Annotated in this window: 23 protein-coding genes; 13 read left to right on the forward strand and 10 right to left on the reverse strand. The window is 70.5% G+C overall.

Features of this window, described 5'->3' with window-relative positions; translation table 11 throughout:
• The first annotated feature begins 154 nt into the window (after positions 1–154).
• The 8 genes from I847_RS0100100 to I847_RS0100135 are packed head-to-tail and all read left to right on the forward strand — an operon-like array spanning position 155 to position 6,836.
• The gene (locus tag I847_RS0100100; protein ID WP_028048052.1) at positions 155–877 is read left to right on the forward strand and encodes a metalloregulator ArsR/SmtB family transcription factor; all 723 of its coding nucleotides are present in this window, start codon (positions 155–157) and stop codon (positions 875–877) included.
• Positions 874–2,325 (forward strand): Fe-S cluster assembly protein SufB, encoded by a 1,452-nt coding sequence (gene sufB, locus I847_RS0100105; RefSeq protein ID WP_028048053.1) that lies wholly within the window; start codon positions 874–876, stop codon positions 2,323–2,325. Before I847_RS0100100 ends, sufB begins: the two co-directional genes overlap by 4 nt.
• Positions 2,325–3,611: a Fe-S cluster assembly protein SufD gene (gene sufD / locus I847_RS0100110; protein ID WP_028048054.1), complete on the forward strand. Its 1,287-nt coding sequence runs from the start codon at positions 2,325–2,327 to the stop codon at positions 3,609–3,611. Before sufB ends, sufD begins: the two co-directional genes overlap by 1 nt.
• Positions 3,608–3,940: a non-heme iron oxygenase ferredoxin subunit gene (locus tag I847_RS0100115; RefSeq protein WP_028048055.1), complete on the forward strand. Its 333-nt coding sequence runs from the start codon at positions 3,608–3,610 to the stop codon at positions 3,938–3,940. Before sufD ends, I847_RS0100115 begins: the two co-directional genes overlap by 4 nt.
• A gap of 16 nt (positions 3,941–3,956) precedes the next feature.
• Complete coding sequence (gene sufC, locus I847_RS0100120) at positions 3,957–4,721, forward strand: Fe-S cluster assembly ATPase SufC (protein WP_028048056.1); 765 nt, start codon at positions 3,957–3,959, stop codon at positions 4,719–4,721.
• Positions 4,722–4,729: 8 nt separating this feature from the next.
• Positions 4,730–6,040, forward strand: coding sequence for a SufS family cysteine desulfurase (locus tag I847_RS0100125; RefSeq protein ID WP_028048057.1), 1,311 nt, complete (start codon positions 4,730–4,732; stop codon positions 6,038–6,040).
• Positions 6,037–6,510 (forward strand): Fe-S cluster assembly sulfur transfer protein SufU, encoded by a 474-nt coding sequence (gene sufU, locus I847_RS0100130; RefSeq protein WP_028048058.1) that lies wholly within the window; start codon positions 6,037–6,039, stop codon positions 6,508–6,510. Before I847_RS0100125 ends, sufU begins: the two co-directional genes overlap by 4 nt.
• Positions 6,507–6,836, forward strand: a complete 330-nt coding sequence (locus tag I847_RS0100135) for a metal-sulfur cluster assembly factor (RefSeq protein ID WP_028048059.1) — start codon at positions 6,507–6,509, stop codon at positions 6,834–6,836. Before sufU ends, I847_RS0100135 begins: the two co-directional genes overlap by 4 nt.
• Positions 6,837–6,968: 132 nt before the next feature.
• Here the strand turns inward: I847_RS0100135 and I847_RS0100140 are convergent, their stop codons facing one another.
• The 5 genes from I847_RS0100140 to I847_RS0100160 form a co-directional block, all read right to left on the reverse strand.
• Positions 6,969–7,856 (reverse strand): neutral zinc metallopeptidase, encoded by an 888-nt coding sequence (locus I847_RS0100140; protein WP_028048060.1) that lies wholly within the window; start codon positions 7,854–7,856, stop codon positions 6,969–6,971.
• A gap of 25 nt (positions 7,857–7,881) precedes the next feature.
• Positions 7,882–8,265: a TM2 domain-containing protein gene (locus I847_RS26030; protein WP_081680294.1), complete on the reverse strand. Its 384-nt coding sequence runs from the start codon at positions 8,263–8,265 to the stop codon at positions 7,882–7,884.
• A 109-nt stretch (positions 8,266–8,374) separates the two neighbouring features.
• The gene (locus tag I847_RS0100150; RefSeq protein ID WP_034608641.1) at positions 8,375–9,010 is read right to left on the reverse strand and encodes an energy-coupling factor transporter transmembrane protein EcfT; all 636 of its coding nucleotides are present in this window, start codon (positions 9,008–9,010) and stop codon (positions 8,375–8,377) included.
• Positions 9,007–9,723 (reverse strand): energy-coupling factor ABC transporter ATP-binding protein, encoded by a 717-nt coding sequence (locus tag I847_RS0100155; protein ID WP_028048062.1) that lies wholly within the window; start codon positions 9,721–9,723, stop codon positions 9,007–9,009. The genes I847_RS0100150 and I847_RS0100155 overlap by 4 nt, the downstream gene beginning before the upstream one ends.
• Position 9,724: 1 nt before the next feature.
• Positions 9,725–10,492, reverse strand: a complete 768-nt coding sequence (locus I847_RS0100160) for a biotin transporter BioY (RefSeq protein WP_028048063.1) — start codon at positions 10,490–10,492, stop codon at positions 9,725–9,727.
• Positions 10,493–10,653: 161 nt separating this feature from the next.
• Between I847_RS0100160 and abc-f the strand changes: the two genes are divergently transcribed.
• Positions 10,654–12,252: a ribosomal protection-like ABC-F family protein gene (gene abc-f, locus I847_RS0100165; RefSeq protein WP_028048064.1), complete on the forward strand. Its 1,599-nt coding sequence runs from the start codon at positions 10,654–10,656 to the stop codon at positions 12,250–12,252.
• 60 nt (positions 12,253–12,312) lie between these two features.
• Here the strand turns inward: abc-f and I847_RS26035 are convergent, their stop codons facing one another.
• Complete coding sequence (locus I847_RS26035) at positions 12,313–19,908, reverse strand: choice-of-anchor D domain-containing protein (RefSeq protein WP_081680434.1); 7,596 nt, start codon at positions 19,906–19,908, stop codon at positions 12,313–12,315.
• Between the two features lie 527 nt (positions 19,909–20,435).
• On the opposite strand from I847_RS26035, the gene I847_RS25245 reads away from it, so the two are divergent.
• Entirely contained in the window at positions 20,436–21,359 is a 924-nt protein-coding gene (locus I847_RS25245; RefSeq protein WP_155855922.1) for a hypothetical protein, read from the forward strand.
• Between the two features lie 4 nt (positions 21,360–21,363).
• Here the strand turns inward: I847_RS25245 and I847_RS0100180 are convergent, their stop codons facing one another.
• Genes I847_RS0100180 through I847_RS21140 form a run of 3 tightly spaced genes read right to left on the reverse strand, consistent with a single transcriptional unit; the run spans position 21,364 to position 22,951 of the window.
• On the reverse strand, positions 21,364–22,347 hold the full coding sequence (locus I847_RS0100180; protein WP_028048065.1) for an SURF1 family protein: 984 nt from the start codon (positions 22,345–22,347) through the stop codon (positions 21,364–21,366).
• Complete coding sequence (locus tag I847_RS0100185; protein ID WP_028048066.1) at positions 22,344–22,586, reverse strand: hypothetical protein; 243 nt, start codon at positions 22,584–22,586, stop codon at positions 22,344–22,346. Before I847_RS0100185 ends, I847_RS0100180 begins: the two co-directional genes overlap by 4 nt.
• Complete coding sequence (locus I847_RS21140) at positions 22,583–22,951, reverse strand: DUF3099 domain-containing protein (protein ID WP_231384019.1); 369 nt, start codon at positions 22,949–22,951, stop codon at positions 22,583–22,585. Before I847_RS21140 ends, I847_RS0100185 begins: the two co-directional genes overlap by 4 nt.
• Positions 22,952–23,074: 123 nt before the next feature.
• Between I847_RS21140 and fabG the strand changes: the two genes are divergently transcribed.
• From fabG to I847_RS0100205, 3 genes are read left to right on the forward strand one after another with little or no spacing between them, the layout of a single operon-like run.
• A complete protein-coding gene (gene fabG / locus I847_RS0100195; protein ID WP_028048067.1) occupies positions 23,075–23,809 on the forward strand; it encodes a 3-oxoacyl-ACP reductase FabG in 735 nt (244 codons plus the stop codon).
• Between the two features lie 32 nt (positions 23,810–23,841).
• Positions 23,842–24,609, forward strand: coding sequence for an enoyl-ACP reductase FabI (gene fabI, locus I847_RS0100200; RefSeq protein ID WP_028048068.1), 768 nt, complete (start codon positions 23,842–23,844; stop codon positions 24,607–24,609).
• A gap of 46 nt (positions 24,610–24,655) precedes the next feature.
• Positions 24,656–25,177 carry a histidine phosphatase family protein gene (locus I847_RS0100205; protein ID WP_028048069.1) on the forward strand — a complete coding sequence of 174 codons (522 nt, stop codon included), beginning with the start codon at positions 24,656–24,658 and terminating at the stop codon, positions 25,175–25,177.
• Between the two features lie 166 nt (positions 25,178–25,343).
• Here the strand turns inward: I847_RS0100205 and serB are convergent, their stop codons facing one another.
• Positions 25,344–26,009, reverse strand: a complete 666-nt coding sequence (gene serB, locus I847_RS0100210) for a phosphoserine phosphatase SerB (protein WP_255346358.1) — start codon at positions 26,007–26,009, stop codon at positions 25,344–25,346.
• Positions 26,010–26,029: the final 20 nt, after the last annotated feature.

Here is a 26,029-nt window from a genome sequence, read left to right on the forward strand (position 1 = left end):
CGTCTCCGGTGCCGTCGACACCGTCGTGCGGTCCCTCACAGTCAGGCCCGCGAAGGGTCTCCTTGCTTGCACGGATGGATATTGGCAACAAGGATGTTGTCAATATCGAAGAGCGCCCGCGTCAGGGTGCTTCCGGGCCCTTGAGGAGGTGTGCATGAGCGCGACGCTGCCCGTCGAGCACACGGACACCTCCGATGCCGGCACCCGCCAACGCGTCCTGCAGCTGGTCGCCTCCGCCGGCCCTGTCTCCGCGGCCGAGCTCGCAGCGCAGCTCGATCTCGCGCCTGCCGGTATCCGTCGTCACCTCGGGGTGCTCGAGGACAGCAACCAGATCGCCGTCCACGACGCCGGCTCGGTCTCCGCGCCGAAAGGTCGCGGTCGGCCCGCCCGCCACTACGTCGTGACCGCGCACGGCCAGGATGCGCTCTCGCACCGCTACTCCGACCTGGCGACCCAGGCGCTGCGCTTCCTCGCCGAGACGGCGGGGCCGCAGGCCGTCCTGGGATTTGCCGAGCTGCGCGTCCGCGAGATCGAGGAGCGGCACGGCGCAGCAGTGCGGGCGGCCGGCGACGACGTCGCCGAACGTGTCCGCGTCCTCGCCGACGGGCTCGCCGCCGACGGCTACGCCGCCTCCGCCCGACCGGCGCCCGGTGGCACCGCGATGCAGCTCTGCCAGGGCCACTGCCCGGTGCAGGACGTCGCTCACGAGTTCCCGCAGCTGTGCGAGGCCGAGGCCCGGGCGTTCTCCCGGATGCTCGGCGTGCACGTGCAGCGCCTCGCGACGCTGGCCGGCGGCGGCCACGTCTGCACCACCCACATACCCGTCTCGACTGCCCCCCACCAGATCGTGCTCTCCGTGGAAGGACACCCAGCATGAGTGCACAGACCGACAGCACGTCTGCAGCCGCCGCGCCGCAGATGACCCAGGACGAGGCCATCGCCTCGATCGGGAACTACAACTACGGCTGGCACGACGCCGACACCGCCGGATCGGTGGCTACGCGTGGCCTGTCCGAGGCGAAGGTGCGGGAGATCTCCGCGCTCAAGAACGAGCCCGAGTGGATGCTCAAGACGCGCCTGAAGTCGCTGCGCCTGTTCGACAAGAAGCCCATGCCCTGGTGGGGCTCCGACCTGTCGGGCATCGACTTCGACAACATCAAGTACTTCGTGCGCTCCACCGAGAAGCAGGCCACCAGCTGGGAGGACCTGCCCGAGGACATCAAGAGCACGTACGACCGCCTGGGCATCCCGGAGGCCGAGAAGCAGCGGCTCGTCGCCGGCGTCGCCGCGCAGTACGAGTCCGAGGTGGTCTACCACCAGATCCAGGAGTCGCTCGAGGAGCAGGGCGTCATCTTCCTCGACACCGACACCGCGCTGCGCGAGCACCCGGAGATCTTCGAGCAGTACTTCGGCTCGGTCATCCCGCCCGGCGACAACAAGTTCGCGTCGCTGAACACGGCCGTCTGGTCCGGTGGCTCGTTCGTCTACGTCCCGCCGGGCGTGCACGTCGAGATCCCGCTGCAGGCCTACTTCCGGATCAACACCGAGAACATGGGCCAGTTCGAGCGGACGCTGATCATCGCCGACGAGGGTTCGTACGTGCACTACGTCGAGGGTTGTACCGCTCCGGTGTACTCCAGCGACTCGCTGCACTCCGCGGTCGTCGAGATCATCGTGAAGAAGAACGCCCGCGTGCGGTACACGACCATCCAGAACTGGTCGAACAACGTGTACAACCTCGTCACCAAGCGGGCGACCGCCGCCGAGGGCGCCACCATGGAGTGGGTCGACGGCAACATCGGCTCGAAGGTCACCATGAAGTACCCGGCGATCTACCTCATGGGCGAGCACGCTCGCGGCGAGACCCTGTCGATCGCGTTCGCCGGTGCCGGTCAGCACCAGGACGCGGGCGCCAAGATGGTGCACGCCGCCCCGCACACGTCCAGCTCGATCGTCTCCAAGTCCGTCGCGCGCGGCGGTGGCCGCACGTCCTACCGCGGACTCGTGCAGGTGCTCGAGGGCGCCCACCACTCCGCGTCGAACGTGCTCTGCGACGCGCTGCTGGTCGACCAGATCTCCCGCTCCGACACCTACCCGTACGTCGACGTCCGCGAGGACGACGTGTCGATGGGCCACGAGGCGACCGTGTCGCGCGTGAGCGAGGACCAGCTGTTCTACCTGATGTCCCGAGGCATGGCCGAGACCGAGGCCATGGCGATGATCGTGCGCGGGTTCGTCGAGCCCATCGCGCGTGAGCTGCCCATGGAGTACGCCCTCGAGCTGAACCGCCTCATCGAGCTGCAGATGGAAGGGGCCGTCGGCTGATGACGACCACCACAGACTCCCTGTCGACCGACCACTCCAAGGCGGTCGCCGACGGGAGCCACACCCACGGCGTCGGCGGGACTCCCGAGTCCTCGCGTGCGTCGCGTCCGACGTCCTTCGACGTGGCCGACTTCCCCGTGCCCAACGGGCGGGAGGAGGAGTGGCGCTTCTCGCCGGTCGACCGGCTCGCGCCGCTGTTCGCCGGTGCGACCGACGGTGTGCTGTCGGGTCACGGCGTGCTGACGACCGTCGTCGAGGCACCCGAGGTCAAGGTCGAGATCGTCGACCGCGGTGACGCTCGCCTGGGCAGGGCCGGCAAGCCGGGCGACCGGACCGCCGCCGTCGCCTGGGCCTCGTACCCGCGGGCGACGGTCGTGACGATCCCCAAGGAGGCCGTCGCCACCGAGGTGACGTCCATCCGGGTGGAGGGTGTCGAGGGTGGCGTCCAGGCCCTGGAGCCGAGCGGCACGCACCTGCTCGTGCACGCCGAGGCGCTGTCCCAGTCCGTCGTGGTCATCGACCACATCGGGCACGCCGCACTCACCGAGACGGTCGAGATCGTCGCCGACGAGGGGGCGCACCTGACCGTCGTCACGGTGCACGACTGGGCCGAGGGATCGGTCCACGCCACCAGCCACCGCCTGCGGATCGGCCGGGACGCGACCGTCAAGCACATCGCCGTGACTCTCGGCGGCGACGTCGTGCGCATCACGCCTGACGCCGAGTTCGTCGGCGAGGGCGCGAACGTCAAGATGCTCGGCCTGTACTTCGCGGACGCCGGCCAGCACCAGGAGCAGCGGCTCTTCGTCGACCACGCGGTGCCCAACTGCGTCTCGCGCGTCGCCTACAAGGGTGCGCTGCAGGGCGAGGGGGCGCACACGGTGTGGGTCGGTGACGTGCTCATCCGCGCGGCCGCCGAAGGTACGGACACCTACGAGCTCAACCGCAACCTGGTCCTGTCCGACGGCGCTCGTGCCGACTCGGTGCCCAACCTCGAGATCGAGACCGGTCTCATCGAGGGTGCCGGCCACGCGAGCGCTACCGGCCGGTTCGACGACGAGCAGCTGTTCTACCTGCGCGCCCGCGGCATCCCGGAGCCGGACGCCCGTCGACTCGTGGTGCGCGGCTTCTTCGCCGAGCTCATCCACGAGATCGGCGTCCCGTCGGTCGAGGAACGCCTCATCGAGTCCATCGAGCGCGAGCTCGAGAAGTCGATGTCCGTGCTGGATGGGACGACCGCCCACGTCGAGGGTTCCGAGGTGGGCCTGACGACGGAGGGTGCATGAGCGCCCAGCTCGCCTGCTACGACGAGGACGTGCCCGTCGAGGGCACGTTGCGCGTCGAGCTCGAGGGCGAGAACGGCCCTGTCGAGGTCGCCGTCGTCCGTGACGCGGCCGGCGAGCTGCACGCGATCAGCGACATCTGCTCGCACGGTGCCGTCTCGCTGTCCGACGGCGAGGTGGAGGACTGCACGATCGAGTGCTGGCTCCACGGCTCCCGTTTCGACCTGCGCACCGGCAAGCCCACCGGCCCGCCCGCCGTGCGCGCCGTCCCTGTCTACCCCGTGACCGTCGACGGCCAGCGCGTGCTGGTCGACGTCGACTCCCCCCTCTGAACGAAGGAATCACCGCATGTCCACCCTGGAGATCCGCGACCTGCACGTCAGCGTCGAGACCAAGGAAGGCCCCAAGCAGATCCTGCGCGGGGTCGACCTGACCGTCGCGAGCGGCGAGACGCACGCCATCATGGGCCCGAACGGCTCTGGCAAGTCCACGCTCGCGTACTCGCTGGCCGGTCACCCGAAGTACCACGTCACCAGCGGCACCGTGACGCTCGACGGCGAGGACGTGCTCGCGCTGTCGGTCGACGCTCGTGCCCGCGCCGGCCTCTTCCTCGCGATGCAGTACCCGGTCGAGGTCCCGGGCGTCAGCGTCAGCAACTTCCTGCGCACCGCGAAGACCGCGATCGACGGCCAGGCGCCGCCGCTGCGCACGTGGGTCAAGGACGTCCGCAAGGCGATGGACGACCTGCGCATGGACCCGGCGTTCGCCGAGCGCTCGGTCAACGAGGGCTTCTCGGGTGGCGAGAAGAAGCGCCACGAGATCCTCCAGATGGAGCTCCTCAAGCCGAAGTTCGCCATCCTCGACGAGACCGACTCGGGCCTGGACGTCGACGCGCTGCGCGTCGTGTCCGAGGGCGTGAACCGCGTGAAGGAGAACCCCGACGTCGGCGTCCTGCTCATCACGCACTACACGCGGATCCTGCGCTACATCAAGCCCGACTTCGTGCACGTCTTCGTGGACGGCAAGGTTGCCGAGGAGGGTGGCCCGGAGCTGGCCGACCGCCTCGAGAACGAGGGCTACGACCGTTTCCTGACGACCGCGACAGTCATCTGAAGCACGCCATGACCAGCACCCTCGAGGTTCCGGCCCGGACGCTGAACGCGTCCGAGCTGGCAGCAGTGCGCGCGGACTTCCCGCTGCTCGCGCGGACCCTGCGCGGTGGTCGCCCGCTGGTGTACCTCGACTCGGGTGCCACCTCGCAGAAGCCCGAGGTGGTGCTCGACGCCGAGCAGGACTTCTACGTCCAGCGCAACGCCGCCGTGCACCGCGGCGCGCACCAGCTGGCCGAGGAAGCCACCGAGGCCTTCGAGGACGCGCGGAACCGCGTCGCCTCGTTCGTCGGCGTCTCGCCGGGGTCCCTGGTCTGGACGTCGAACGCGACCGCCGGGATCAACCTCGTCGCGTATGCGATGTCGAACGCGTCGCTCGGGCGCGGGGGAGCGGCCGCCCAGCGATTCGCTCTGTCGCCCGGCGACGAGATCGTGGTGACCGAGGCCGAGCACCACGCGAACCTGGTCCCGTGGCAGGAGCTCGCCGCCCGCACCGGGGCGACCTTGCGGTGGATCGGGGTCGACGACGACGGGCGGATCCGGGTCGACGAGCTGGACACGGTCGTCACGTCGCGGACCAAGGTGCTGGCGTTCACGCACGCCTCGAACGTGACCGGCGCGATCACGCCGGTCGCGCGGTTCGTGGCTCGCGCACGCGAGGAGGGTGCCCTGACCGTCCTGGACGCCTGCCAGTCGGTGCCGCACCTGCCCGTGGACCTCACGGCGCTGGGCGTCGACTTCGCCGCGTTCTCCGGGCACAAGATGCTCGGACCGACCGGTGTCGGCGCGCTGTACGGTCGGCGGGAGCTCCTCGAGGCCATGCCTCCGGTCACCACCGGTGGGTCGATGGTCGAGGTCGTCACGATGGAGCAGACGACCTACGCGCCGCCCCCGCAACGGTTCGAGGCCGGCACGCAGATGGTGTCGCAGACGATCGGGATGGGCGCGGCTGCGTCGTACCTGGCTGAGCTGGGCATGGACGCGGTCGCCGCGCACGAGCACCACCTCGCCGGGCTGCTGCTCGATGCCGTCGCCTCCGTGCCGGGTGTGCGCGTCATCGGTCCGACCGACACCCGCGACCGGCTGGCCACGGTGTCCTTCGTCGTCGACGGCGTGCACGCGCACGACGTCGGCCAGGTGCTCGACGACTCGGGCGTGGCCGTCCGCGTGGGCCACCACTGCGCCCAGCCCCTGCACCGCCGGTTCGGCGTAGCGTCGACCTCGCGAGCGAGCGCGGCCGTCTACACGACGGACGAGGAGATCGAGGTCTTCCGGGAAGCACTCGCGGGGGTCCGGGCGTTCTTCGGTCTGGAGGTGTCATGAGTTCCTCGATGGAGCAGCTCTACCAGCAGGTCATCCTCGACCACGCCAAGTTCCCGCACGGCCGCGGACTGGGCCTCGTCGGGTCGCACGTGGGCGAGTCGCACCAGGTCAACCCGACGTGTGGCGACGAGGTCACGCTCCAGGTCGACCTCGCCGACGGCGTCGTGCGTGACGTGCGCTGGGAGGGCCAGGGCTGCAGCATCTCGCAGGCCTCCGTCTCGGTCCTGCACGACCTCGTTGTCGGCAACGACCTGGCCACGGTCGACCAGATCGGCGGCACCTTCCGCGCGCTCATGTCGGCCCGCGGCGCGGGTCTCGACGACGACGCCGCCGAGGACAGCCTCGGCGACGCGACCGCGTTCACCGGGGTGGCCAAGTACCCCGCCCGCATCAAGTGCGCCCTGCTCGGCTGGTCCGCGCTCACCGACGCACTCATCAAGACCGGCGCCCGTCCCACGGAGGACTCATGACTGTCACGCCAGACTCACCGACCACGGTCGCCGACGTCGAGGAGGCCCTGCGCGACGTCATCGACCCCGAGCTCGGGATCAACGTCGTCGACCTCGGCCTCATCTACGGCGTGGTCATCGACCAGACCAACACCGCGATCATCGACATGACCTTGACGTCCGCGGCCTGCCCGCTGACCGACGTGATCGAGGACCAGTCCGCGAGCGCCCTCGACGGCATCGTCGACGGCTTCCGGATCAACTGGGTCTGGATGCCGCCGTGGGGCCCGGAGAAGATCACGCCCGACGGCCGCGAGCAGATGCGGGCGCTCGGCTTCAACATCTGAGCGACCGAAGGCCCCGGGAGACCGGGGCCTTCGTCGTTCAGATCGTCGCGACCGGCACGCAGTTGCGCTGTCCGGCCTCGTGCTCCGGCGTCCAGGGTGAGCGGCGTCGGCGCCATGCCGGCGTCGTCAGCCTCACAGGGTGTCTGCCGCGAACGTGTCGCACGCGTCCAGCGTGCCCTTCTCGTAGCCGGTCGTGAACCACCGCTCGCGCTGGGCACTGGTGCCGTGGGTGAAGGCGTCCGGGTTCACCCCGCCGCCCGACTGCTTCTGGATGTGGTCGTCGCCCACGGCGGCTGCGGCACCGAGGGCGTTCTGGAGCTGCTCCTGGGTGATCGGCTCGAGGAACGGCTTGCCGGTGTCGGGGTCGATCGTCTCCGTCGCGGCGCCCACCCACAGGCCCGCGTAGCAGTCGGCCTGCAGCTCCGTGCGCACCGAGTCGGAGTCCGCGCCGGTGCCCTGCCGGTCGGCCTTGTCCATCACGCCGGTGAGCGCCTGGATGTGGTGGCCGTACTCGTGCGCGGTCACGTACTCCTCGGCGAGAGGACCGTCGTCGGCACCCAGCTGCGACTCCAGGTCGTCGTAGAAGCTGACGTCGAGATAGATCGTCTTGTCGGGCGGGCAGTAGAACGGGCCGCTCGCGCTGGAGGCGCTGCCACAGCCGGTGTCCACCGCCTTCTGGAACGAGAGCACGCCCGGCTGGCTGAATGCGGTCGGGACCGTAGCCGCCCAGTAGGTGTCGAGCGACTCGATGGTCCCCTCGAGCCGGCACTCGCGGTCGCTGTTGGCCTCCGCCGCAGTGCACGCCGGGAGCGTGCTCTCCGCCTGCTGGCCGCCGCCCCCACCGCCCGCCACCTGGTTGACGACGTTCGCGAGCTCGGGGTTGCCGGTCGCGTTGAGGATCAGGATGAGCGCGACGACCGCGATCCCCCCGATGCCGCCTCCCACGGCGACGCCGCCCTTGCCGGGGCCGCGCCTGCGCACGCGGCCTGCGTCGAAATTGCCACCCTCTTGGAAAGTCATCCTGGAAAGGTAGCCGTGCGGGCCGTCAACCGCTCAGGGGACGACCCGTCGCGTCGTGCGTCCACTGCGACCCCGGCGTACCCACGAGGTAGAGGATGCCTTCCACGAACCCCCAGACGCCCACCACGATGGTCGCGATCCCGCACGTGACGATGCCGCCGACGATCGCGATGAGGAGCATCGTCAGGCCCTCGCGCGTGTAGCCGAGGTAGAACCGATGGACGCCGTACGTGCCGAGCAGGATGCCCAGGATCCCGGCGACCACCTTGGACTTCGCGTACGGGTCGTAGGAGCCTGCGGGTGGGTACGGGCCCGGGGCGTACGGTCCCGGTCCGGGCGGGTAGGGGCCCGGGCCGTACGGAGGCTCCGCCGGGTAGGGGCCCGGCGCGTCGGAACGGGGGTCGCTCACATGGGCTCCGGCTCGATGAGGGGCAGCGGTTCGAGCGCCGACGCGTGCCGCCCGACCACCGGCGCCGACGACGAGAACCTACCGCAGCGTCCCGACACCCGAGGGCGTTTCAGTCCTCGCCCAACCCCCGTGCGGCGAGTGCGTCGCCGGTCGCTCGAGCGTGGGCGACCATGCGGACGGCTGCGGGTACGAGAACGGCGCGGGGATGGCGTTCCAGCCCGCGCGCGCGGGCCGCGTCGCGGGTCTCCGACGTGGTCCGCACGAGCACGGGGATGGTGCGCAGGAACAGGCCGACGGTGAGCCCGAACACCTCGGGGGACAGCCCGACGTGTCGCAAGGGGCGAGCGATCCGCGCCAGGACGTCGAGCAGGGCGTCGGCGCGCGTGGTGGCGGTGAGGAGCGTGCTGATCAGCACGAGCGCGACCAGGTTGACCGAGACCTCCACCGCTGTCGCCCAGCCGCGGGCCCACCACTGGTAGGCGCCGATCATCGCGGCGACCACCAGCGTGGGCAGCAGGCCGCGAGTGGTCCGGTGCCACGGAACGCGCGACACGAGCTGCAGGAGCAGCGCGATGCCGAGCGCGACGAGAGCGGAGCGAGGACCGTGGGCGAGGGCGACCGCGAGCGTGAACAACGCCAGGATCGCCAGCTTGAGGCCCGCGCGTGCGCGGTGCAGCGGGCTGGTGCCCGGGTGGTAGAGGCCGAGCGGCCCGGTCCAGGGCGCCCGCAGCGGTCCGGTGCTCATGGGTGGGCAGCCGTCATGAGGTCCCGGTAGAACTGGACCGCCGGCACCGGGTCGCCGTCGAACGCGACGGCACCGTCGTCGACGACGAGGACCCGGTCCGCCTGCAGCGCGGCGTCCAGGTCGTGCGTGACGACGACGACCTGCTGGTCCAGTCCTGCGAGCAGCTCGTCGACGATCCGCCGCCAGCGCAGGTCGAGCAGGGTGGTCGGCTCGTCGCACACCAGGATCTGCGGCTCCGTGGCGAGGACGGAGGCGAGGGCGAGAAGCTGTCGCTGGCCGCCGGAGAGCGAGTGCACGGGTACCTCGGCCCGATCGGCCAGACCGAACCTGGCCAGTGCCGCGCGAGCTGCGGCGTCGCGGGCGGCGGCATCGAGGGGCAGCCGGCGCAGGGAGAGCGCGACGTCCTCGACCGGCGTCGGCATCACGAGCTGCGCATCGGGGTCGGTGAACATGAAACCGACCCGCCGACGCACCGCGGCCCCGTCCCGCGCGGTGTCGAGACCGTCCACCTGGACGGTGCCCGACGAGGGCAGGACGAGGCCGTTGAGCAGCCGCGCGAGCGTGGACTTGCCCGAGCCGTTTGCGCCGACGATCGCGATGCGGTGCTCGCCGAGCGCCAGGCTGACCGGGCCCAGCAGGCGCACGATGCGGTCCGCACCGCCAGCAGCATCGGGGCTGTAGGCGGTGACCTGGACGCCGGCCAGCGCGATCACGTCAGCGGCGGTTGCGCAGCATGTCGGGGAACGCCCGGAAGATCGCGAGCGCGACGCCGGCGGCGGCGAGGTTCTTGATGATGTCGCCGGGCCAGAAGGGGAGGTCGCCCAGGAGCGCCTCATGGAAGGAGATGTCGAACTTGTGCATCAGCCCGACGATTCCCGCCGGATGGATGACCAGGAAGCTGGCCCCCAGGCCCGACACGAACAGCGCGACGTAGCGCCAGGTCGCGGTCGAACGGAAGATGCGGCTGCCGACCGAGCCGACCAGCCGGGTCGGGTGCCTCCTCGCGGGCACGAGGCCCTCGCCGAGTCGGTCGAACCGAGCCGCGAGCGCCGATGCCGTCGTGGAGGCCACGAATCGGTCGGCGCCTGACAGACCCCGGCCGGCGAGCAGGCCGGCGACCACCGCACCAACAGGGAAGGCCAGCAGGTACCCGGCAGATGCCCCCTGCAGCACCGCCACGCCGCCGGCGCCGCCGGAGAAGATCGGCAGGCCCGCAAGACCGAGCACGAGGTAGAGCAGCACCGCGAGGCCGCCTCGGCGCCAGCCGAGCACGAGCCCGGCGAGGGTGACGCCGAACGTCTGGAGAGTGATCGGCACGGAGGTCCCCGTCGGGATGCCGGGCAGGATCGCGCAGACGGCGATGAACGCTGCGAAGGACGCGATCAGTGCGATGTCGGTGGCCACGGAGGAGCGGGCGACCGGAGCAGGCAGAGTGGCTGCGTCGGTGACAGCGGGTGCGGCGTTCTCGGCTGCGTTGGCCATGACTAACCCCTTAGTCGTCGTGGTGTGGCGCGGGAGCTCCCGCTGGTGACGGGTGCGTCCTGCAGACCCAGCGACCGCCGACAACGCTAGCCGCACGTAGACTTGCTGGCGTTTGTGCCGGCGACCAAGAGCCGCACGGCTATATCGGAGGAAACCGTCAAGTGATCACTGCCCAGGCTGTCGAGCTGCGCATCGGCGCACGTGTGCTGCTCGAGGAGTCGTCGTTCCGCATCGCGGCCGGCGACCGGATCGGTCTGGTCGGTCGCAACGGCGCCGGCAAGACGACCCTCACCAAGACACTCGCGGGCGAGACGCAGCCGACCGGCGGCCAGATCGTCCGCTCCGGCGAGGTCGGCTACCTCCCGCAGGACCCGCGCACCGGCGACCTCGAGCAGCTCGCCATGGACCGCGTGCTCAGCGCCCGGGGTCTCGACGAGATCGTGCGCTCGCTGCGCGCCACCGAGGCGGCGATGGCGAGCGAGGACGACGCCGTCCGCGAGAAGGCGATGGACAAGTACTCGCGGCTCGACGCCCGTTTCAACGCGGCCGGCGGCTACGCGGCCGAGAGCGAGGCGCACCGGATCGCGTCGAACCTGGGCCTCGACGAGCGCGTGCTCGGCCAGACCATCGGGACGCTCTCGGGTGGCCAGCGCCGCCGGGTCGAGCTCGCTCGCATCCTGTTCTCCGGCGTGGAGACGTTGCTTCTCGACGAGCCGACCAACCACCTCGACGCCGACTCGATCATGTGGCTGCGCGACTACCTCAAGTCGTACTCCGGCGGGCTGATCGTCATCTCGCACGACGCCGACCTGCTGCGCGCGGTGGTGAACAAGGTGTTCCACCTGGACGCCAACCGCTCGCAGCTGGACCAGTACGCCCTCGGCTGGGACGCGTACCTGCAGCAGCGCGAGACGGACGAGAAGCGCCGCCGGCGTGAGCGGGCCAACGCCGAGAAGAAGGCCTCGACGCTCATGGCGCAGGCCGACAAGATGCGTGCCAAGGCCACCAAGACCGTCGCGGCGCAGAACATGGCCCGCCGCGCCGAGCGCCTCCTGTCCGGCCTCGAGGCCGTCCGTGCGTCGGACAAGGTCGCGCACCTGCGCTTCCCGGAGCCCGCTGCTTGCGGCAAGACGCCGCTGACGGCCGCCGACCTGTCCAAGACGTACGGCTCCCAAGAGGTCTTCACCGGCGTCGACCTGGCGATCGACCGGGGCAGCAAGGTCGTGGTCCTCGGCCTCAACGGCGCCGGCAAGACGACCCTGCTGCGCATCCTGGGCGGCGTCGAGAAGTCGGACACCGGGGAGGTGCGACCCGGCCACGGCCTCAAGCTCGGCTACTACGCGCAGGAGCACGAGACGCTCGACCTCGACCGCACCGTCGTCGAGAACCTGAAGACTGCGGCACCGGACCTGACGGAGACCCAGGTGCGTTCCGTCCTGGGGTCGTTCCTGTTCTCGGGCGACGACGCCGACAAGCCCGCGAAGGTCCTGTCCGGTGGCGAGAAGACGCGCCTCGCGCTCGCAGCCCTCGTCGTCTCGTCGGCCAACGTCCTGCTGCTCGACGAGCCCACGAACAACCTCGACCCGGCCTCCCGCGAGGAGATCCTCGCGGCCCTGCGCGGGTACTCGGGCGCGGTCGTCCTCGTCTCGCACGACGAGGGCGCCGTCGCGGCCCTCGACCCCGAGCGCGTGCTGCTGCTGCCCGACGGCGACGAGGACCTGTGGAACCCGTCGTACCTCGACCTGATCGCGCTCGCCTGAGCCGGGGAACGACGAGACGGCCGGTGCCCTCCGCAGGGCACCGGCCGTCCGCGTCCTTACCTAGTTCCTCGTGATGGTGAAGCCGGGGCAGGTGTTGACGACGTCGTGCGAGTTGTTCGTCATCACCAGGTTGGTGAACGTCGCCGCCCCGATGGCCGGTCCCTGACCGGGCTCCGGGAGGGCGTTGCACCAGACCGCGATACCCGTGCGGCCGGTGAGGTTGAACGACGACGCGGTCGCGTCGACGTTGCTGCCGTCCGGCCGGGGCTCGTTCGCCCGGTCGACGGTGACGTTCGTCAGCACGGTGTCGGCGACCGGGTTGGTGGCACTCGACCCGACGTACTTCGTCTGGAACATGACCCCGTCGTACGTGGGGTCGACGATGTCGACGTTGCTGACGCGGATGCCCGTGAACGCCCCGTCACCGGAGTTGAGCCACAGACCGGGGAAGAGCTGCTGACCCCAGAAGTGGCCGCCCGACCGGACGATCGAGATGCTGTCGAACGTCGTCGTCCCGCTGAACCCGACGAACGGGATCCCGAAGTTGATCGACGAGATGGTCAACCCGGGGTACGTCAGCTGGTCTGCCGCGTAGAGGTTCCGGAACGTGTTCCCGGAGCCGCCGTAGACCGCGAAGCCGCTCGCGCGCCACGTGAGGATCGCCGTGAGGTTCTCCTCGAGGTTGTTCGACACCGTGCCGGCGTGCACGTCCTGGGCGTTGAACAGCGCGAAGCTGTCGTCACCCGTGGCGTGCGCCGCCATGTTGCGCAGGACGTTGTTCGAGCTGTCGTTCGCCAGCGTGATGCCGTCGGCGAACGTGTCGTCGATCCGGTTGTTGGTGAACGTCGAGCTGTCCACGTTCTGGCCCCACACCATCACGACCGTGTGGGCGACCCACACGTTGTCGATCGTGATGTTGGTGACGTTGGTCAGCGCGAACACCTGGCCGGAGCCGTCGGTCCGGCTGGTGGTGTTGCCGAAGACCGCGAAGTTCCGGAACTGCGAACCCGTGGCGCCGGCCCCGTTGGGAGTGAAGCCGACGTCGGTGTTCTCCTGGCCCTGCGGTGCGTAGAGCCGTGTGAACCACGGCCCGGCGCCGACGACCTGCAGCGGCTTCTGGCCGATCTGGAACTTCTGCGACACCTGGTAGTCGCCCGCGGGCAGGTAGATGCCGGTGGCCGTGGCGCTCTGGTTGGCCGTGTTCAGGGCCGTCTGGATCGCCGAGCCGTCGAGGCCGTTGACCGTGACGAGGTGCGTCGGGTCGGGATTCGCGATCGGCGTCGCCAGCTCGAGCTGGACGAAGTCGACCGTGATGTCCGCACCGGTGGTGTTGCGCACCGAGAGCGTGGAGCCCGCCGGGACGGTCGTGGACAGGACCACGTTCGCCTCGTCGTAGATGTGCCGCGGGCCCGTGCCTGAGTTCTGCGGCGAGGCCTCGGCCCCGTACAGCCACGCGTACTTGGACACGAGGTTCACGGTGCCCACCTGCGTGGAGCCGTCGAACACCCCGAGCGTCGTCGTGGTGCCGTCCGGGATCGAGTAGCGGACGTCGATCGTGTTGGTCGCCGCCCGCGTGGTCCAGGAGACCGCCTTGCCGGTCGCGTTCAACCGCACGGCCTTGCGGCCCGACGCCTCACCCGCGAGGTCGCCGATCGTGCGGTTGGGTCCGACCGTGGTCGCCCCGCCCGCGGGCGTGCCGTCCTCCGCCTCGTAGGAGTCGTACGGCATCGACGCGCCACGACCGGCCGACAGCGACTGCACCGTGGTGTTGTTGGCCTGCTTGACGGACAGCTCGGCCGAGTCGGCGGCGACCGTGGTGGTCACCGTGAACTTGCCGTTCACGGCGGTCCACGTCCCGGCGGTCACGTTGACGCTCGCACCCGCCGCGACGACTCCGGAAGGAGCGGTCGGGGTGAGCGTCTTGACGACGGCACCCGTCTGGTCCTTGATCGTCACCGTGACGCCGTGCGCGGACGCGCTCGACGGCTGGTTGCCCTGGTTGCGGACCGTCGTGGTGAACGTGACCGTCTGCCCACCCGAGGGCGAGGTGGGCGACCAGCCGGTCGTCGCGACGAGGTCTGCGCTCTGCACGGGGGACACGGTCAGTGCCGGGCCCGTCGCGCTGTTGTTCGCCTCGCTCTGCTCGACGATCGCGTTCGTCTCGTCGACGACCGCCGAGGTGGCGTACGTGCCGGCCGACTGCGGTCCGGCGTTGAGCGTCACCGTGGCGGAGCCGCCCGCGGCGAGGGCAGCCACGTTGGCCGTCCCCACCTTCGTCGTGCCGAGGTAGAAGCTCACCGCACTCGCCGCGGCGGACGCCGTGCCGACGTTGGTGATCTTCGCGCTCAGCGTGACGGCGTCCGTCTCCAGCGGGCTGGCGGGCGTCGACGCGACGTTGCTGACGGCGAGGTCCGGGTTCGGAGCGGGGACGCCCAGCACCTGGAGCTCGGCCACCTGACCGCCGGACGCGCCCGAGTTGGTGGTGAACGACAGGCGGACGTCCGCCGCCGTGGCGCTCACCGGGATCGTGACGACGTTGTTCCCCTGGCTGAACGTGTACGTCGCCGACGGCTTGATGGTCGTGTAGCTGCCGCCCGCCTGGTCCCTGCCCTCGATGGAGAAGGTCTGGGTGCGCGTGCCCCAGGCCGGGTCCGGGTTGAGCTTGACGACGACCGACGAGACGGACACGTTCGCCCTCATGGCCACGTTCAGCCAGGACGGGAGCGCACCCTCCCAGTAGGTGGTGAGGTTGCCGTCGTTGGCGTTGGCGGCGACGAACGTGAAGGTGTCGGACGACGAGGTCATCGTCTTGCCCGGCGCCTGGTCCGTTGCCGTGGTCGTGCCGCCCGTGCCCGACAGCGGCACGGTCAGGGTGCTGTTGGTCGCGGAGCTGGAGAACGTCAGGCTGCCGGTGCGGGTGCCTGCCGCCGTGGGCGAGAACGTCACGGTCGCCGAGCACGCGTTGCCCGCACCGAGCGTGGTGCCGCAGGTGGTGGTCCGGCTGAAGTCACCACTCGCCGTCACACCGAAGAGGTTCGCGGACGCCCCCCCGGTGTTGGTGAACACGACGGTCTGGGTCGCGCTCGACGAGCCCACGGCGGTGCTGCCGTAGGTCAGGCTCGACGGGTTGGCGGTGATCGTCGGGGTCGAGACGGGGGATCCCGTCCCGGTCAGACCGACGGCCAGGGCCGGGTTGGTGGCGTTGCTCGCGACCGTGAGGGTTCCCGTGCGGGTTCCCGTCCCGGTCGGTCGGAACGTCACGGTGACGGTGCACGAGGCGCCGGCGGCCAGCGAGGCGCCGCAGGTGGTCGTGTCCGAGTACTCACCGCTGACCGAGACCCCGCTGAGGGTCGCGGCGGCGCTGCCGGTGTTCGCGATCGTCACATCCTGCGTCGGGGAGGCCGAGCCGACCGCGGTGCCGGCGAACGTCAGGCTCGTCGGGTTGGCGGTGAGCGTCGCTGAGGTGGGCGCGACGCCCGTGCCGCTGAGCGCGACCGTCAGGGACGGGTTGCTGGCGTTGCTGGCCACCGTGAGCGTGCCGGTGCGCACACCGGCGGCAGTTGGCCGGAAGGTGACGCTCGCCGTGCACGACGCACCTGCGGCCAGGGTGGCGCCGCAGGTGGTCGTGTCGGCGAAGTCACCGTTGACGGTGACGCCCGAGAGGTTCGCCGAGGCGCCGCCGGTGTTGGTGATCGTCACGGACTGCGCCGCGCTCGTCGCGCCGAGGGTGGTGGCGCCGTAGGAGAGGCTCGCCGGGGACGCGGCCAGGGTGGCCGTGCCGGAGCCTCCGGGACCGTAGACCTCGAGCTCGGAGATCTGGCCGGCGATCCAGCCCGTGTTCGCGCTGACCGTGACCCGCACGTACCGGGCGGTGGCCGTCGCGAACGTGAGGTTCACCGTGTTCGCACTGGCCTGCCGGAACTGCGCCACGCCGGACGGCGACAGCGTCGCCCACGTGGAGCCGTTCGTGCTGCCCTGGATCGTCAGGGTCTGGTCCCGGTCGCCCCAGCTGGCCGGCAGCTTGAGCGTGACCTTGTTGACCGACTGGGCCGAGCCGAGGTCCACCTGGACCCACTGCGGGAACGCGTTGTTCGCGCTCTCCCAGTAGGTGGCCTGGTTTCCGTCCGTGGCGTTGACGGACGCGTAGACGTCGTTGTGAGACTGCTCGCCGGTGGGCTTGTTCAGCGCCAGGTTGCCGGTCGCGGTGCCGGCGCCGGTGCCCGAGAGGGCCACGGTCGTGGGGCTGTTGGTGGCGTTGCTGGTGACGGTGACCGACCCGGTGCGGGCACCGGTGGCTGTCGGCTGGAACGTCACGGCGACGGCGCAGGTGGCACCGGCCGCCAGCGTCGACCCGCAGGTGCTGGTCTGCGAGAAGTCACCGGTGGTGGCGACTCCCGAGACCGTGGCAGCGGCGCCGCCCGTGTTCGTGATCGTCACGCTCTGGACGGCGCTGGGCGTGCCGACCGTGGTCGAGCCGAACGTGAGCGACGACGGGCTGGCCGACAGCGACGCGGTCGCCGCCGAGATCCCGGTGCCGCTCAGCGCGACCGTGGTCGGGCTGTTCGACGCGTTGCTCGTGACCGTCAGCGTGCCGGTGCGGTTGCCGGTCGCGGCCGGCGCGAACTTGACCGAGACCGCGCACGAGGCACCGGCCGCCAGGGTCGCCCCGCAGGTGTTCGTCTGCGAGAAGTCACCGCTGAGCAGGATGCCGGACAGCGTTGCCGCCGCCGTGCCCGTGTTGGTGACGGTGACCGTCTGTGCCGCGCTCGAGGTGCTCACGGTCTGGCTCGCGAACGTGAGCGAGCCAGGGTTGGTGCCCAGCACGGCCGTCGGGGTGACGGTGCCGCTCGGGAACACCTGCAGCTCGGAGATCTGCCCCGCGGGCCATCCCGAGTTCGCCGTGATGTTCACGCGCACGTACCGGGCGTTCGTCGCCGGGATGGTGATCGCGGCGGTGTTGGGCGTCGCGTCGGCCGGGTTGAACGTGTAGGTCCCGGACGCGACCGTGCCGAACGTCGTGCCGTCGGTGCTCGTCTGCACCGAGAGCGTCTGCGTCCGTGTCGCCCACGCCGAGGCCGGCGGGAGCCTGAGGGTGACCTTGCCGATGCTCGTGGCGGCGCCGAGGTCGACCTGGAGCCACTGCGGGAACGCGTTGTTGTTGCTCTCCCAGTAGGTGTTCGCGTCGCCGTCGACCGCTGTGGCAGCCGCCTGCGTGCTGTTGACCTGGGAGCTCGCGCTCGCGGTCTTGCCCTGCGCGATGTTGGTGGTGGAGTCGACCGCAGGCCCGGAGAGGGCGACCGTGGTCGGGCTGTTGTTCGCGTTGCTGGCCACCGTGAGGGTTCCCGTGCGCGAGCCGGCCGCCGTGGGCTTGAAGGCCACCGTCACCGTGCACGAGGAGCCGACGGCCACCGAGGAGCAGGTGTTCGTCTGCGTGTAGTCGCCCGTCACGGTCACGCCGGAGACGGTCGCCGCGGAGGTGCCGGTGTTGGTCACCGTCACGGTCTGCGTCGGGCTCGTGGCACCGACGATCGTGCTGCCGAACGTGAGCGAGCCGGGGTTGGCGCCCAGGATCGGTCCGGGTGCGACGCCCGTACCGGACAGGGGGACCGTGTTGGCCGACCCGTTCGCAGTCACGGAGAGGTTGCCGGACCGCGCGCCGGCGGCGGTCGGGCTGAACTTCACCGACACCGTGCAGGATGCACCGGCGGCCAGTGACGAACCACAGGCGTTCGTCTGGCTGAAGTCACCCGTGACGGCGATCGCGCCGACCGCGGCCGACGTCGTGCCGGTGTTGGTGACCGTGACGGCCTGTGCCGCGCTCGTCGCGCCGGTGGCCACCGACCCGAACGACACGGCCGCCGGGCTCACGCTCACGCCCGAGATGGTGTCGGGCAGGTACGGCGGGAGGGTCGGCGTCGGCCACGGACCGCAGAACGGGGTCCCGAAGACGCCGGAGTTGCCGCCGCCGTCGGTGAGCACGAACTGGTTGCTGCAGCTGTAGATCGAGGACGGCCCCTGCGTGCCGGTGGCCGTCGTGTTGGTGATCGTCGCCGCACCCGCGACCTGCTCCTGCACGACGAACGTGCCGGTGTTCTGGATGGTCGCGTTGTTGATCTTGACGTTGGAGATGTTCGAGCCCGAGACGAACTGGATCGCCTCGAACGGGCTCTGCTGGATGAGGATGTTGTCGACGTTGGTCAGGCCCGTCATCGAGCCGTCGCGCGCGTCGAACCAGAGGGCGCCGACACCGAACTGCCAGTTCGGGTCGATGTTGCCGTCCCGGATGAGCGTGTTGCGCAGGACGTCGGTGCGGCCGAGCGTCGTGGAGGCGAAGCGCTGTGCGACGTGGATGCCGCCGCCCTGGGTGAGGCCGGAGTCGATCACGCGGTTGTCGGTGACGAAGTTGTCGTGACCGCCGTAGATCGCGATGCCGTTGGCCAGGATCGGGTACTGCACCGTGTTGTGGTCGAACGAGTCGTTGACGTCGGCGTTCTGCTCGGCCCACGTCGCCAGGCCGTCGTCGCCCGCGTTGCGGACGTCGCTGTTGGTGACCCGGCTGTTCGTCACGCCGTTGTGGAAGTTCACGCCGTCGGCGGTGAAGTTGCGCAGCCGGAGCCCGCTGATCACGAGGTTGTCGAACGGCCCGTCCATCCACGCGCCCACCTTGGTGTGCTCGATCCACACCCGGTCGACCGTCGAGTTGGTGAGCGCCCCGCCGATGCCGTTGACCTGGTCGGCGTCGTTGCGCTCCTGCACGTTGCCGAAGATCGCGAAGTCGGACAGGTGGACGTTGGTGCTCGGGTTCGGCGCGTAGTTGCCGTAGAACCCGATGCGGTCACCCGTGGTGCGGGAGTACCACATGCCGGCGCCCTTGATCGTCACGTTGTTGACGATGATGTGGTCGACGATCTTGAACGTGCCGACCGGGATCCACACGGTTCCGCCCGTTCCCGCCGCGGCGATGGCCTGCTTCATCGCGTTCGTCGAGTCGGCCACGCCGGTGGGGTCCGCGCCGAAGGTCGTGATCGAGGTCGACCCGGACGGCTGCGTGAGGGGCGCGGCCACGTTCTCGAAGTCGGCGAAGTCGATCGTGGACGACGACGCCGTGGCATCCGAGTCGACCTGCAGCCGGAACGTGGTGCCGGCCGGGTAGGTCGTCGGGAACAGGCGGTTCAGCTCGTCGTAGAAGTGGTGCGCGTTCGATCCGGGCTGGTTGCTGAACGGGTAGCTCGAGTAGTACCAGCTGTAGGCGTTGGTCAGCGTGAAGCTCGGTTGCTTGACCCCGTTGATGTAGAGCGACAGCGGCGACGTGTAGACCGAGCCGCTGCCCGAGTCGGGGATCGAGTAGCGGAAGTCGATCGAGTTCGTCGCCGTGGGCGTCGTGAACTCGACGTACTTGCCCTGGCCCGTCAGCGTGACGGCCTTGCGGTAGGAGGCCTCTCCGGGGAGCGTGTTGTACGCCGCCGACGGACCGATGATCGTGCCGTTCGTGCTGGCGTTCTCTGCCTGTACCTCGACGTACGGCAGGGTCGCTCCGACGCCGCCGGTCGCTGCGGCCGACGCCGCCGATCCGGTGAGGGCGACGAGGCCGGCGGCGATCACGACCGAGCTGGCCGCGAGGGCGCCGACATGGCGACGCCCTCGCGAGGTTCGCATGGCGAACATAGGGGTTTCTCACTCTCGACAGTACCGATGGGAAACGCGGGTCTTGGGACCGCCGATCGACCCTCGGCCGCCGTTGGCGCGGGGGTGTGTCTCCGAGAGGACTCGGGTCGGGCGGAGGCGACGCTGCCTCGCAGACTCCACGCGTCCGTGGAGAGCGCTTGGTCCGTGCGGGTTGTCATCGGTCGCGTGACCGACGGATAGACCGTAGCGATCCAGACACATTGGTGCAAGATGTCGATAATCGACTGCAAGTTACGTCGTCTTCGCTCGAAAAAGTGCGATGGGGCCGACAAGCGCGCGTTTCCCCGATACAGGTCTTTCGCGTCGGGCGCGCCCTGTGGAACCATCCGCGCGTGGATCCCATCGCGGTCGCCGTCGTCGTCGGTATCGTCCTTCTCGTCGTCGCCTGTCTCGCCGTCGCGATCGCCGTCCCACTCAGGAGGTCCGGCTGGAGGCCCCGCGCGAGGTCCGGCGGTCGTTCCGGCAGGAGGTCCGCGAAGAGGTCCGGTGGACCGACCGTGACGGTCGAGGTCACCGTCGACGAGGCTCTGGGCGACGCGGACCTGGTCGCAGCCCGCGCGACGGCGCTGGAGGGCCGATGGGAGCCGGCGGCGGCGTTGATCCGCGCCTCGACCGACCCCGAGGTCCGGTTCCAGCGCGTGTGGGTCCTGGCGAAGGCGGCGGCGGAGAGCCCCGGCTGGCTGGCGGCCTGGCGCAACGCTGAGCCCGACGACGCGGATGCGCTCGTGCTGCAAGCGGAGACCGACGTGGTGCGTGCGTGGGTGCACCGAGGAGGCTACTCGCGCGTCGACGACGTCGACGGCTTCCTCGCGAAGCTGCGGGTTGCCGAACGTCGGGCGCACCAGGCCGTGGTGGTCGCTCCCGACGACCCGTCACCGCGGGTGACACGCCTCACCCTCGCGCGAGGTCTCCAGCTCGGTGCCGACGAGCACGAGGCACGGCTCGCCTCGCTCCGTGCCCTGGTTCCGTTCCACCGGGCGGGGCTGCAGGAGGCCCTGCAGTTCAAGGCTGCGAAGTGGTTCGGCAGCAGGGAGGAGATGTTCGCGTTCGCGCAGGACGTCTCCGCGAACGCGCCGGCCGGCTCCGCCGCGACGCTGATGATCGTCGCCGCTCACCTCGAGCAGGACCTCGAAGAGCCCGGGGAGTACATGTCCACGCCCGAGGTGCGAGCGGCGATCGCGGCCGCGGAGGGGCGCTGGCGTGCCGGAGCGGACGGGCCCTCGCCGATCGACAAGCCGTGGGCCCACAACGTCCTGGCGTTCGCCTACTGGCTCGCCGACGAGCCGGCACGGGCCGCGGTGCACCTCGCCGAGACCCGTGAGCACCTGTCGGACTGGCCGTGGCGGTACCGCGGCGACGCGGCCGTCGCGCACGCGACGGCACAGCAGTGGATCGAGCAGAGTCAGCCGGTGAGCGCGTAGCCGGTCAGGACCGGTCGTCTGCCGCTGCGAGCTGAGCGTCGATCAGGGCGTCCTCGGCGTCCTCGTCGCGACCACCTCGGCGGTGCGGCACGTTCGGGTCGGGACGACGTCTCGGTTCAGGCCTGCGACGGGCGGGTCGTGGGTCGTCGCGGGTGGGCCAGAGCGCCGGACCGTCACCGCTGGGCGACACGGCGTCCGGCCGTGCACCGTCGTCCTGGGCCTCGACACGCGCCTCCAGCAGCTCACGACGAGCCATGACGAGGAAGGCCACGAGGCCGCCGAGCGCGAACACCCACCACTGGAACGCGTACGACAGGTGAGACCCGGGGTCCGTGCTCGGCGCGGGGAGCGGACCGAGGGCGACGGCGGGAGCGGGTGTCTCCGCCGTGAGGCCGCCGTACGCCGGGAACGTCGTCGCGCCGGCCATGTCCGCCGCGTCCAGGACCTGGTCGACGGCGATCGCCTGAACCTGACCGGCCGGGGCTGAGCGTGTGGAGGCGGGCTCGGTCGCGCGCAGCTTGACGGTCACCGTGACCGAGCCGGTCGGCGGCGCCGGCGGATGGACCTCCGCGGCAGACGTCTCACCGGTGGGCACCCAGCCCCGGTCGACGACGAGCACGGCACCCGGATCAGTGGGTCGTGAAGCAGTCCCGGCGGACGCGTCCTCCACCACGAACGGGACGAGCACGTGGTAGGCGGCGTTGCCGTCCACAGGACGGTTGCGCAGCAGCACGGTCGCGTCGGGCTCGTAGTGTCCGGTCACCTCGACCCGACGCCAGACGTCCTGCGGGGGCAGCGAGCCGTCGGTGGTCGACAGGATCTGGTCGAGCGGGACCGGCGCCGCCTTCGCGCTGGACGTGACCACCGCGATGGCGTGGTCGCGCCAGACGTGGCGGTTCCACTGCCAGCGCCCGAGGAGCGTGCACGCGACGGCGACGACGAGCGCGACGACGACGAGGCCGACTGAGCGGCGGACCGCCGGGCTCATGGCACGTCGACCCGCTCGAGCGTCGACGCCGGCACGACGTCACGCAGGAAGTCTCGGACTCCCAGGAACTGCGAGAGCGGTTCTCGGTGGTCGTCGCAGGCGAGCCAGACCTTGCGACGGTCCGGTGTGTGCAGCTTCGGGTTGTTCCAGAGCAGCCCCCAGGTCGCCGCCGCGCGACAAGCGCGGGCGCTGCAGATCAGGTCGTCGACCGCGTCCGGCGTCGGTCCGAGCAGGCTCACGCGTCCGACTCCGGACCCCGGCCCGCCGTCGGTGCGGGACCCAGACCGCCCGGCTCGAGACCCGGGCCGATCTCGCGCGCCACCAGGTAGTCGACGCCGTCGTCGTCGCGCTCCCGACCGGCGTTGGCGAACAGGACGGCGACATAGGGCAGGACGACCGCCGCGACGATGAAGACGAGGGAGGCCCACATCGGGATGTGGTTCCAGGTGAGCACGGCGACCAGGAAGGCCACGACGCGGATCGACATCTGGATCAGGTAGCGGCTCTGGCGGCGGGACATGTCGTCGGCGAGCGGCTCCGGGGCGGTGGTGATCCTCTGCACCTCGCCCTCGCGGGGGTCGTTCCGTCGACGGTTGCTGCTCACCACCTGATGGTAGTCCGGAGTCGGCGAGGGGGTGCTCTTGTGCAGGTCCCACAACACGGCCCGACGAACCTGTGGGCGGGCGGTGCCGTGACGTGGGGCGGACGTCGGATAGCGTCGTGTCCCGTGCCTGAGACATCCGACAACACGACCCCATCCGCCCGCAGCGTCCTGGTGACGGGCGCGAACCGCGGGATCGGCCGATCGATCGCCGAGCGCTTCGTGGCGAACGGCGACAAGGTGGCCACCATCTACCGCTCCGGTGACCTGCCCGCAGGCGTCCTCGGAGTCGTCGGGGACGTACGGGACTCGGCCAGCGTCGACGCGGCGTTCGCCGAGATCGAGGCCGCGAACGGTCCGGTCGAGGTGCTCGTCGCCAATGCCGGTGTCACGCGCGACCAGCTCCTCATGCGGATGTCCGACGAGGAGTTCGCCGACGTCATCGACGTCAACCTCACGGGCTCGTTCCGCTGCGCGCGCCGCGCGAGCAAGGGCATGATCCGTCTGCGCCGCGGACGGATCATCTTCATCTCGTCGGTGGTCGGCCTGTACGGCGGCGCGGGCCAGGTCAACTACGCGGCGTCGAAGGCTGCCCTCGTCGGCATGGCGCGCTCGATCACCCGCGAGCTGGGCGGGCGCGCGATCACCGCGAACGTCGTCGCGCCGGGCTTCATCGACACGGACATGACGCGGGCCCTGCCCGACGACAAGCAGAAGGCCTACCGAGAGGCCATCCCGGCGGGCCGCTTCGCGACACCCGACGAGGTCGCCGGAGTCGTGGAGTTCCTCGCCTCCGACGCCGCTGCCTATATCTCCGGTGCGGTGATCCCGGTAGACGGCGGTCTCGGCATGGGTCACTGACACTTCGTACGGAACTAGAGAACGGAACACTGATGGGTCTGCTCGACGGCAAGACACTCCTGGTCACCGGCGTCCTCACCGACGGTTCGATCGCCTTCCACGTGGCGCGCCTCGCGCAGGAAGAGGGCGCGGAGGTGCTGCTGACGTCGTTCGGCCGGCAGTTCCGCCTCACGCAGGCGATCTCTCGCCGCCTGCCCAAGCCGGCGCCCGTTCTCCAGCTCGACGTCACGTCGGCGGAGGACCTCGAGGCGCTGCAGGAGCGCGTGCGCGAGCATGCCGACCACCTCGACGGTGCCGTGCACTCCATCGGTTTCGCGCCGCAGTCGGTCATGGGCGGCAACTTCCTGGCGGGGGAGTGGGCGGACGTGGCGACGGCGCTCGAGGTCAGTGCCTACTCCCTGAAATCGCTGGCCGTCGCGACGAAGCCGCTGCTCACCCGCGGCTCCGCGGTGGTCGGGCTGACGTTCGACGCGCGCTACGCCTGGCCGGTCTACGACTGGATGGGCGTCGCCAAGGCCGCGTTCGAGTCGACCGCGCGCTACCTGGCCCGTGACCTCGGAGCAGACGGCATCCGCGTGAACCTCGTCTCGGCAGGCCCGATCCGGACCACCGCCGCCAAGTCGATCCCGGGCTTCAACACCATGGAGGAGGGCTGGTCGGAGCGCGCACCCCTGGGCTGGGACGTGAGCGACCCGGAGCCGACCGCGCGCGCGGTCGCCGCACTGCTCTCCGACTGGTTCCCGGCGACGACGGGCGAGATCGTGCACGTCGACGGCGGCGTCCACGCGATGGGTCTGTGAGTCCCGAAGCGTGCGGTCGACCTCGCATTGATGGGACCCTGAGCCGGTGACGCTCGATCCCGGCACCCGGAACCTGATCCTGCTCCGCCACGCCAAGGCGGAGCATCCGGAGCACATGGAGGACATCCAGCGTCCCCTGTCACTGGTCGGCAGACGCCAGGCAGGCCGTGTGGGCACCGCCCTGGCGGCCGATGCTCTGGTCCCTGACCTGGTGCTCTGCTCGTCGAGCGTGCGCACGCGCCAGACGTGGGAGCTCGCCCGGGCGACGCTCGGCGCAGCGCCGGAGGTCCGGTTCGACGAGGCGCTCTACTACGCGGGGGTCCGCGAGGTGCTGGAGATCGTTCAGACGATCTCGGACGACGTGCGCACGTTGCTCGTCGTGGGTCACGAACCGACCATGTCGCACCTTGCGGTCGGTCTGGCAGGTCCGGACTCCGATCCGACGACCCTCGCCCGTGTCCGGGTCGGCGTTCCGACGGCCAGCTGGTCCCTGCTGACCGTCGCGACGCCCTGGGGCGCGCTGGAACCAGGCGACGCCGGCCTGCGCCGGCTCACGCTCGCCGAGTGACGACGAAGCCGGCGGATCGGCGGTCGTCGGTCCGGTCGGCGGTCGGCGGTCCGGTCGGCGGTCGGCGGTCCGGTGAGTTCGTGCGTCTGAACCGAGGTCGTTCGTTCCAACAGACGAACTCGGTAGGAATGCACGAACTCGGCGGCCTTGCGCGCCCGGCCGGCCGTCAGGCGGTGAAGACCGGCAGGGCCAGCACCGCGTCGAGACGGTCCCTGATCACGGCGTCCGCGGCGGCGCACAGCAGCGGCTTGGCGTTGTAGGCGATCCCGAAGCCGGCCGTGGTCACCATGTCGATGTCGTTCGCTCCGTCGCCGATCGCGATCGTGCGGGCGATCGGCACGTCGACGCGGGAGGCGTAGTCCCGCAGGGTCACGGCCTTGGCGGCACGGTCGACGACGTCCCCGCTGACCCTGCCCGTGAGGCGCCCGTCGAGAACCTCCAGCTGGTTCGCGTGCGTCAGCGTGATGCCGAGCCGCGCGGCGAGCGGCCCGACGATCTCGACGAAGCCGCCGGAGACCAGCCCGACAGGCCAGCCACGGTCCGCCATCTCGGCGATCAGCTCGACCGCACCCGGCGAGAGCACGACCTCCGCGAGCACGTCGTCGAAGACCGACACCGGCAGGCCGGCCAGCGTCGCGACGCGCTCGTGCAGCGACGACGCGAAGTCGAGCTCGCCGCGCATGGCTCGCTCGGTGATCTCGGTGACCAGCGCCTCGGAGCCGGCGCGGGCCGCGAGCATCTCGATCACCTCGCCCGTGATGAGCGTGGAGTCCACGTCCATGACGAGCAGCCGGCGGCCGGGGGACAGGTCGAGGTGATCGGGGGAGGTCACGGGACGGGAGAGTAGTCGGT

The organism is Cellulomonas sp. URHD0024, from assembly GCF_000426185.1.
Classification (GTDB): Bacteria; Actinomycetota; Actinomycetes; order Actinomycetales; family Cellulomonadaceae; genus Cellulomonas.

Coding starts and splice junctions, on each gene's coding strand:
- sufD (WP_028048054.1), top strand. CDS start 2,325: ATGACGACCACCACAGACTCCCTGTCGACCGACCACTCCAAGGCGGTC.
- I847_RS0100140 (WP_028048060.1), bottom strand. CDS start 7,856: ATGACTTTCCAAGAGGGTGGCAATTTCGACGCAGGCCGCGTGCGCAGG.
- sufB (WP_028048053.1), top strand. CDS start 874: ATGAGTGCACAGACCGACAGCACGTCTGCAGCCGCCGCGCCGCAGATG.
- fabI (WP_028048068.1), top strand. CDS start 23,842: ATGGGTCTGCTCGACGGCAAGACACTCCTGGTCACCGGCGTCCTCACC.
- I847_RS0100100 (WP_028048052.1), top strand. CDS start 155: ATGAGCGCGACGCTGCCCGTCGAGCACACGGACACCTCCGATGCCGGC.
- sufC (WP_028048056.1), top strand. CDS start 3,957: ATGTCCACCCTGGAGATCCGCGACCTGCACGTCAGCGTCGAGACCAAG.
- I847_RS0100180 (WP_028048065.1), bottom strand. CDS start 22,347: ATGAGCCCGGCGGTCCGCCGCTCAGTCGGCCTCGTCGTCGTCGCGCTC.
- I847_RS0100150 (WP_034608641.1), bottom strand. CDS start 9,010: ATGAGCACCGGACCGCTGCGGGCGCCCTGGACCGGGCCGCTCGGCCTC.
- I847_RS0100125 (WP_028048057.1), top strand. CDS start 4,730: ATGACCAGCACCCTCGAGGTTCCGGCCCGGACGCTGAACGCGTCCGAG.
- I847_RS0100135 (WP_028048059.1), top strand. CDS start 6,507: ATGACTGTCACGCCAGACTCACCGACCACGGTCGCCGACGTCGAGGAG.
- I847_RS0100115 (WP_028048055.1), top strand. CDS start 3,608: ATGAGCGCCCAGCTCGCCTGCTACGACGAGGACGTGCCCGTCGAGGGC.
- I847_RS0100160 (WP_028048063.1), bottom strand. CDS start 10,492: ATGGCCAACGCAGCCGAGAACGCCGCACCCGCTGTCACCGACGCAGCC.
- sufU (WP_028048058.1), top strand. CDS start 6,037: ATGAGTTCCTCGATGGAGCAGCTCTACCAGCAGGTCATCCTCGACCAC.
- I847_RS26035 (WP_081680434.1), bottom strand. CDS start 19,908: ATGCGAACCTCGCGAGGGCGTCGCCATGTCGGCGCCCTCGCGGCCAGC.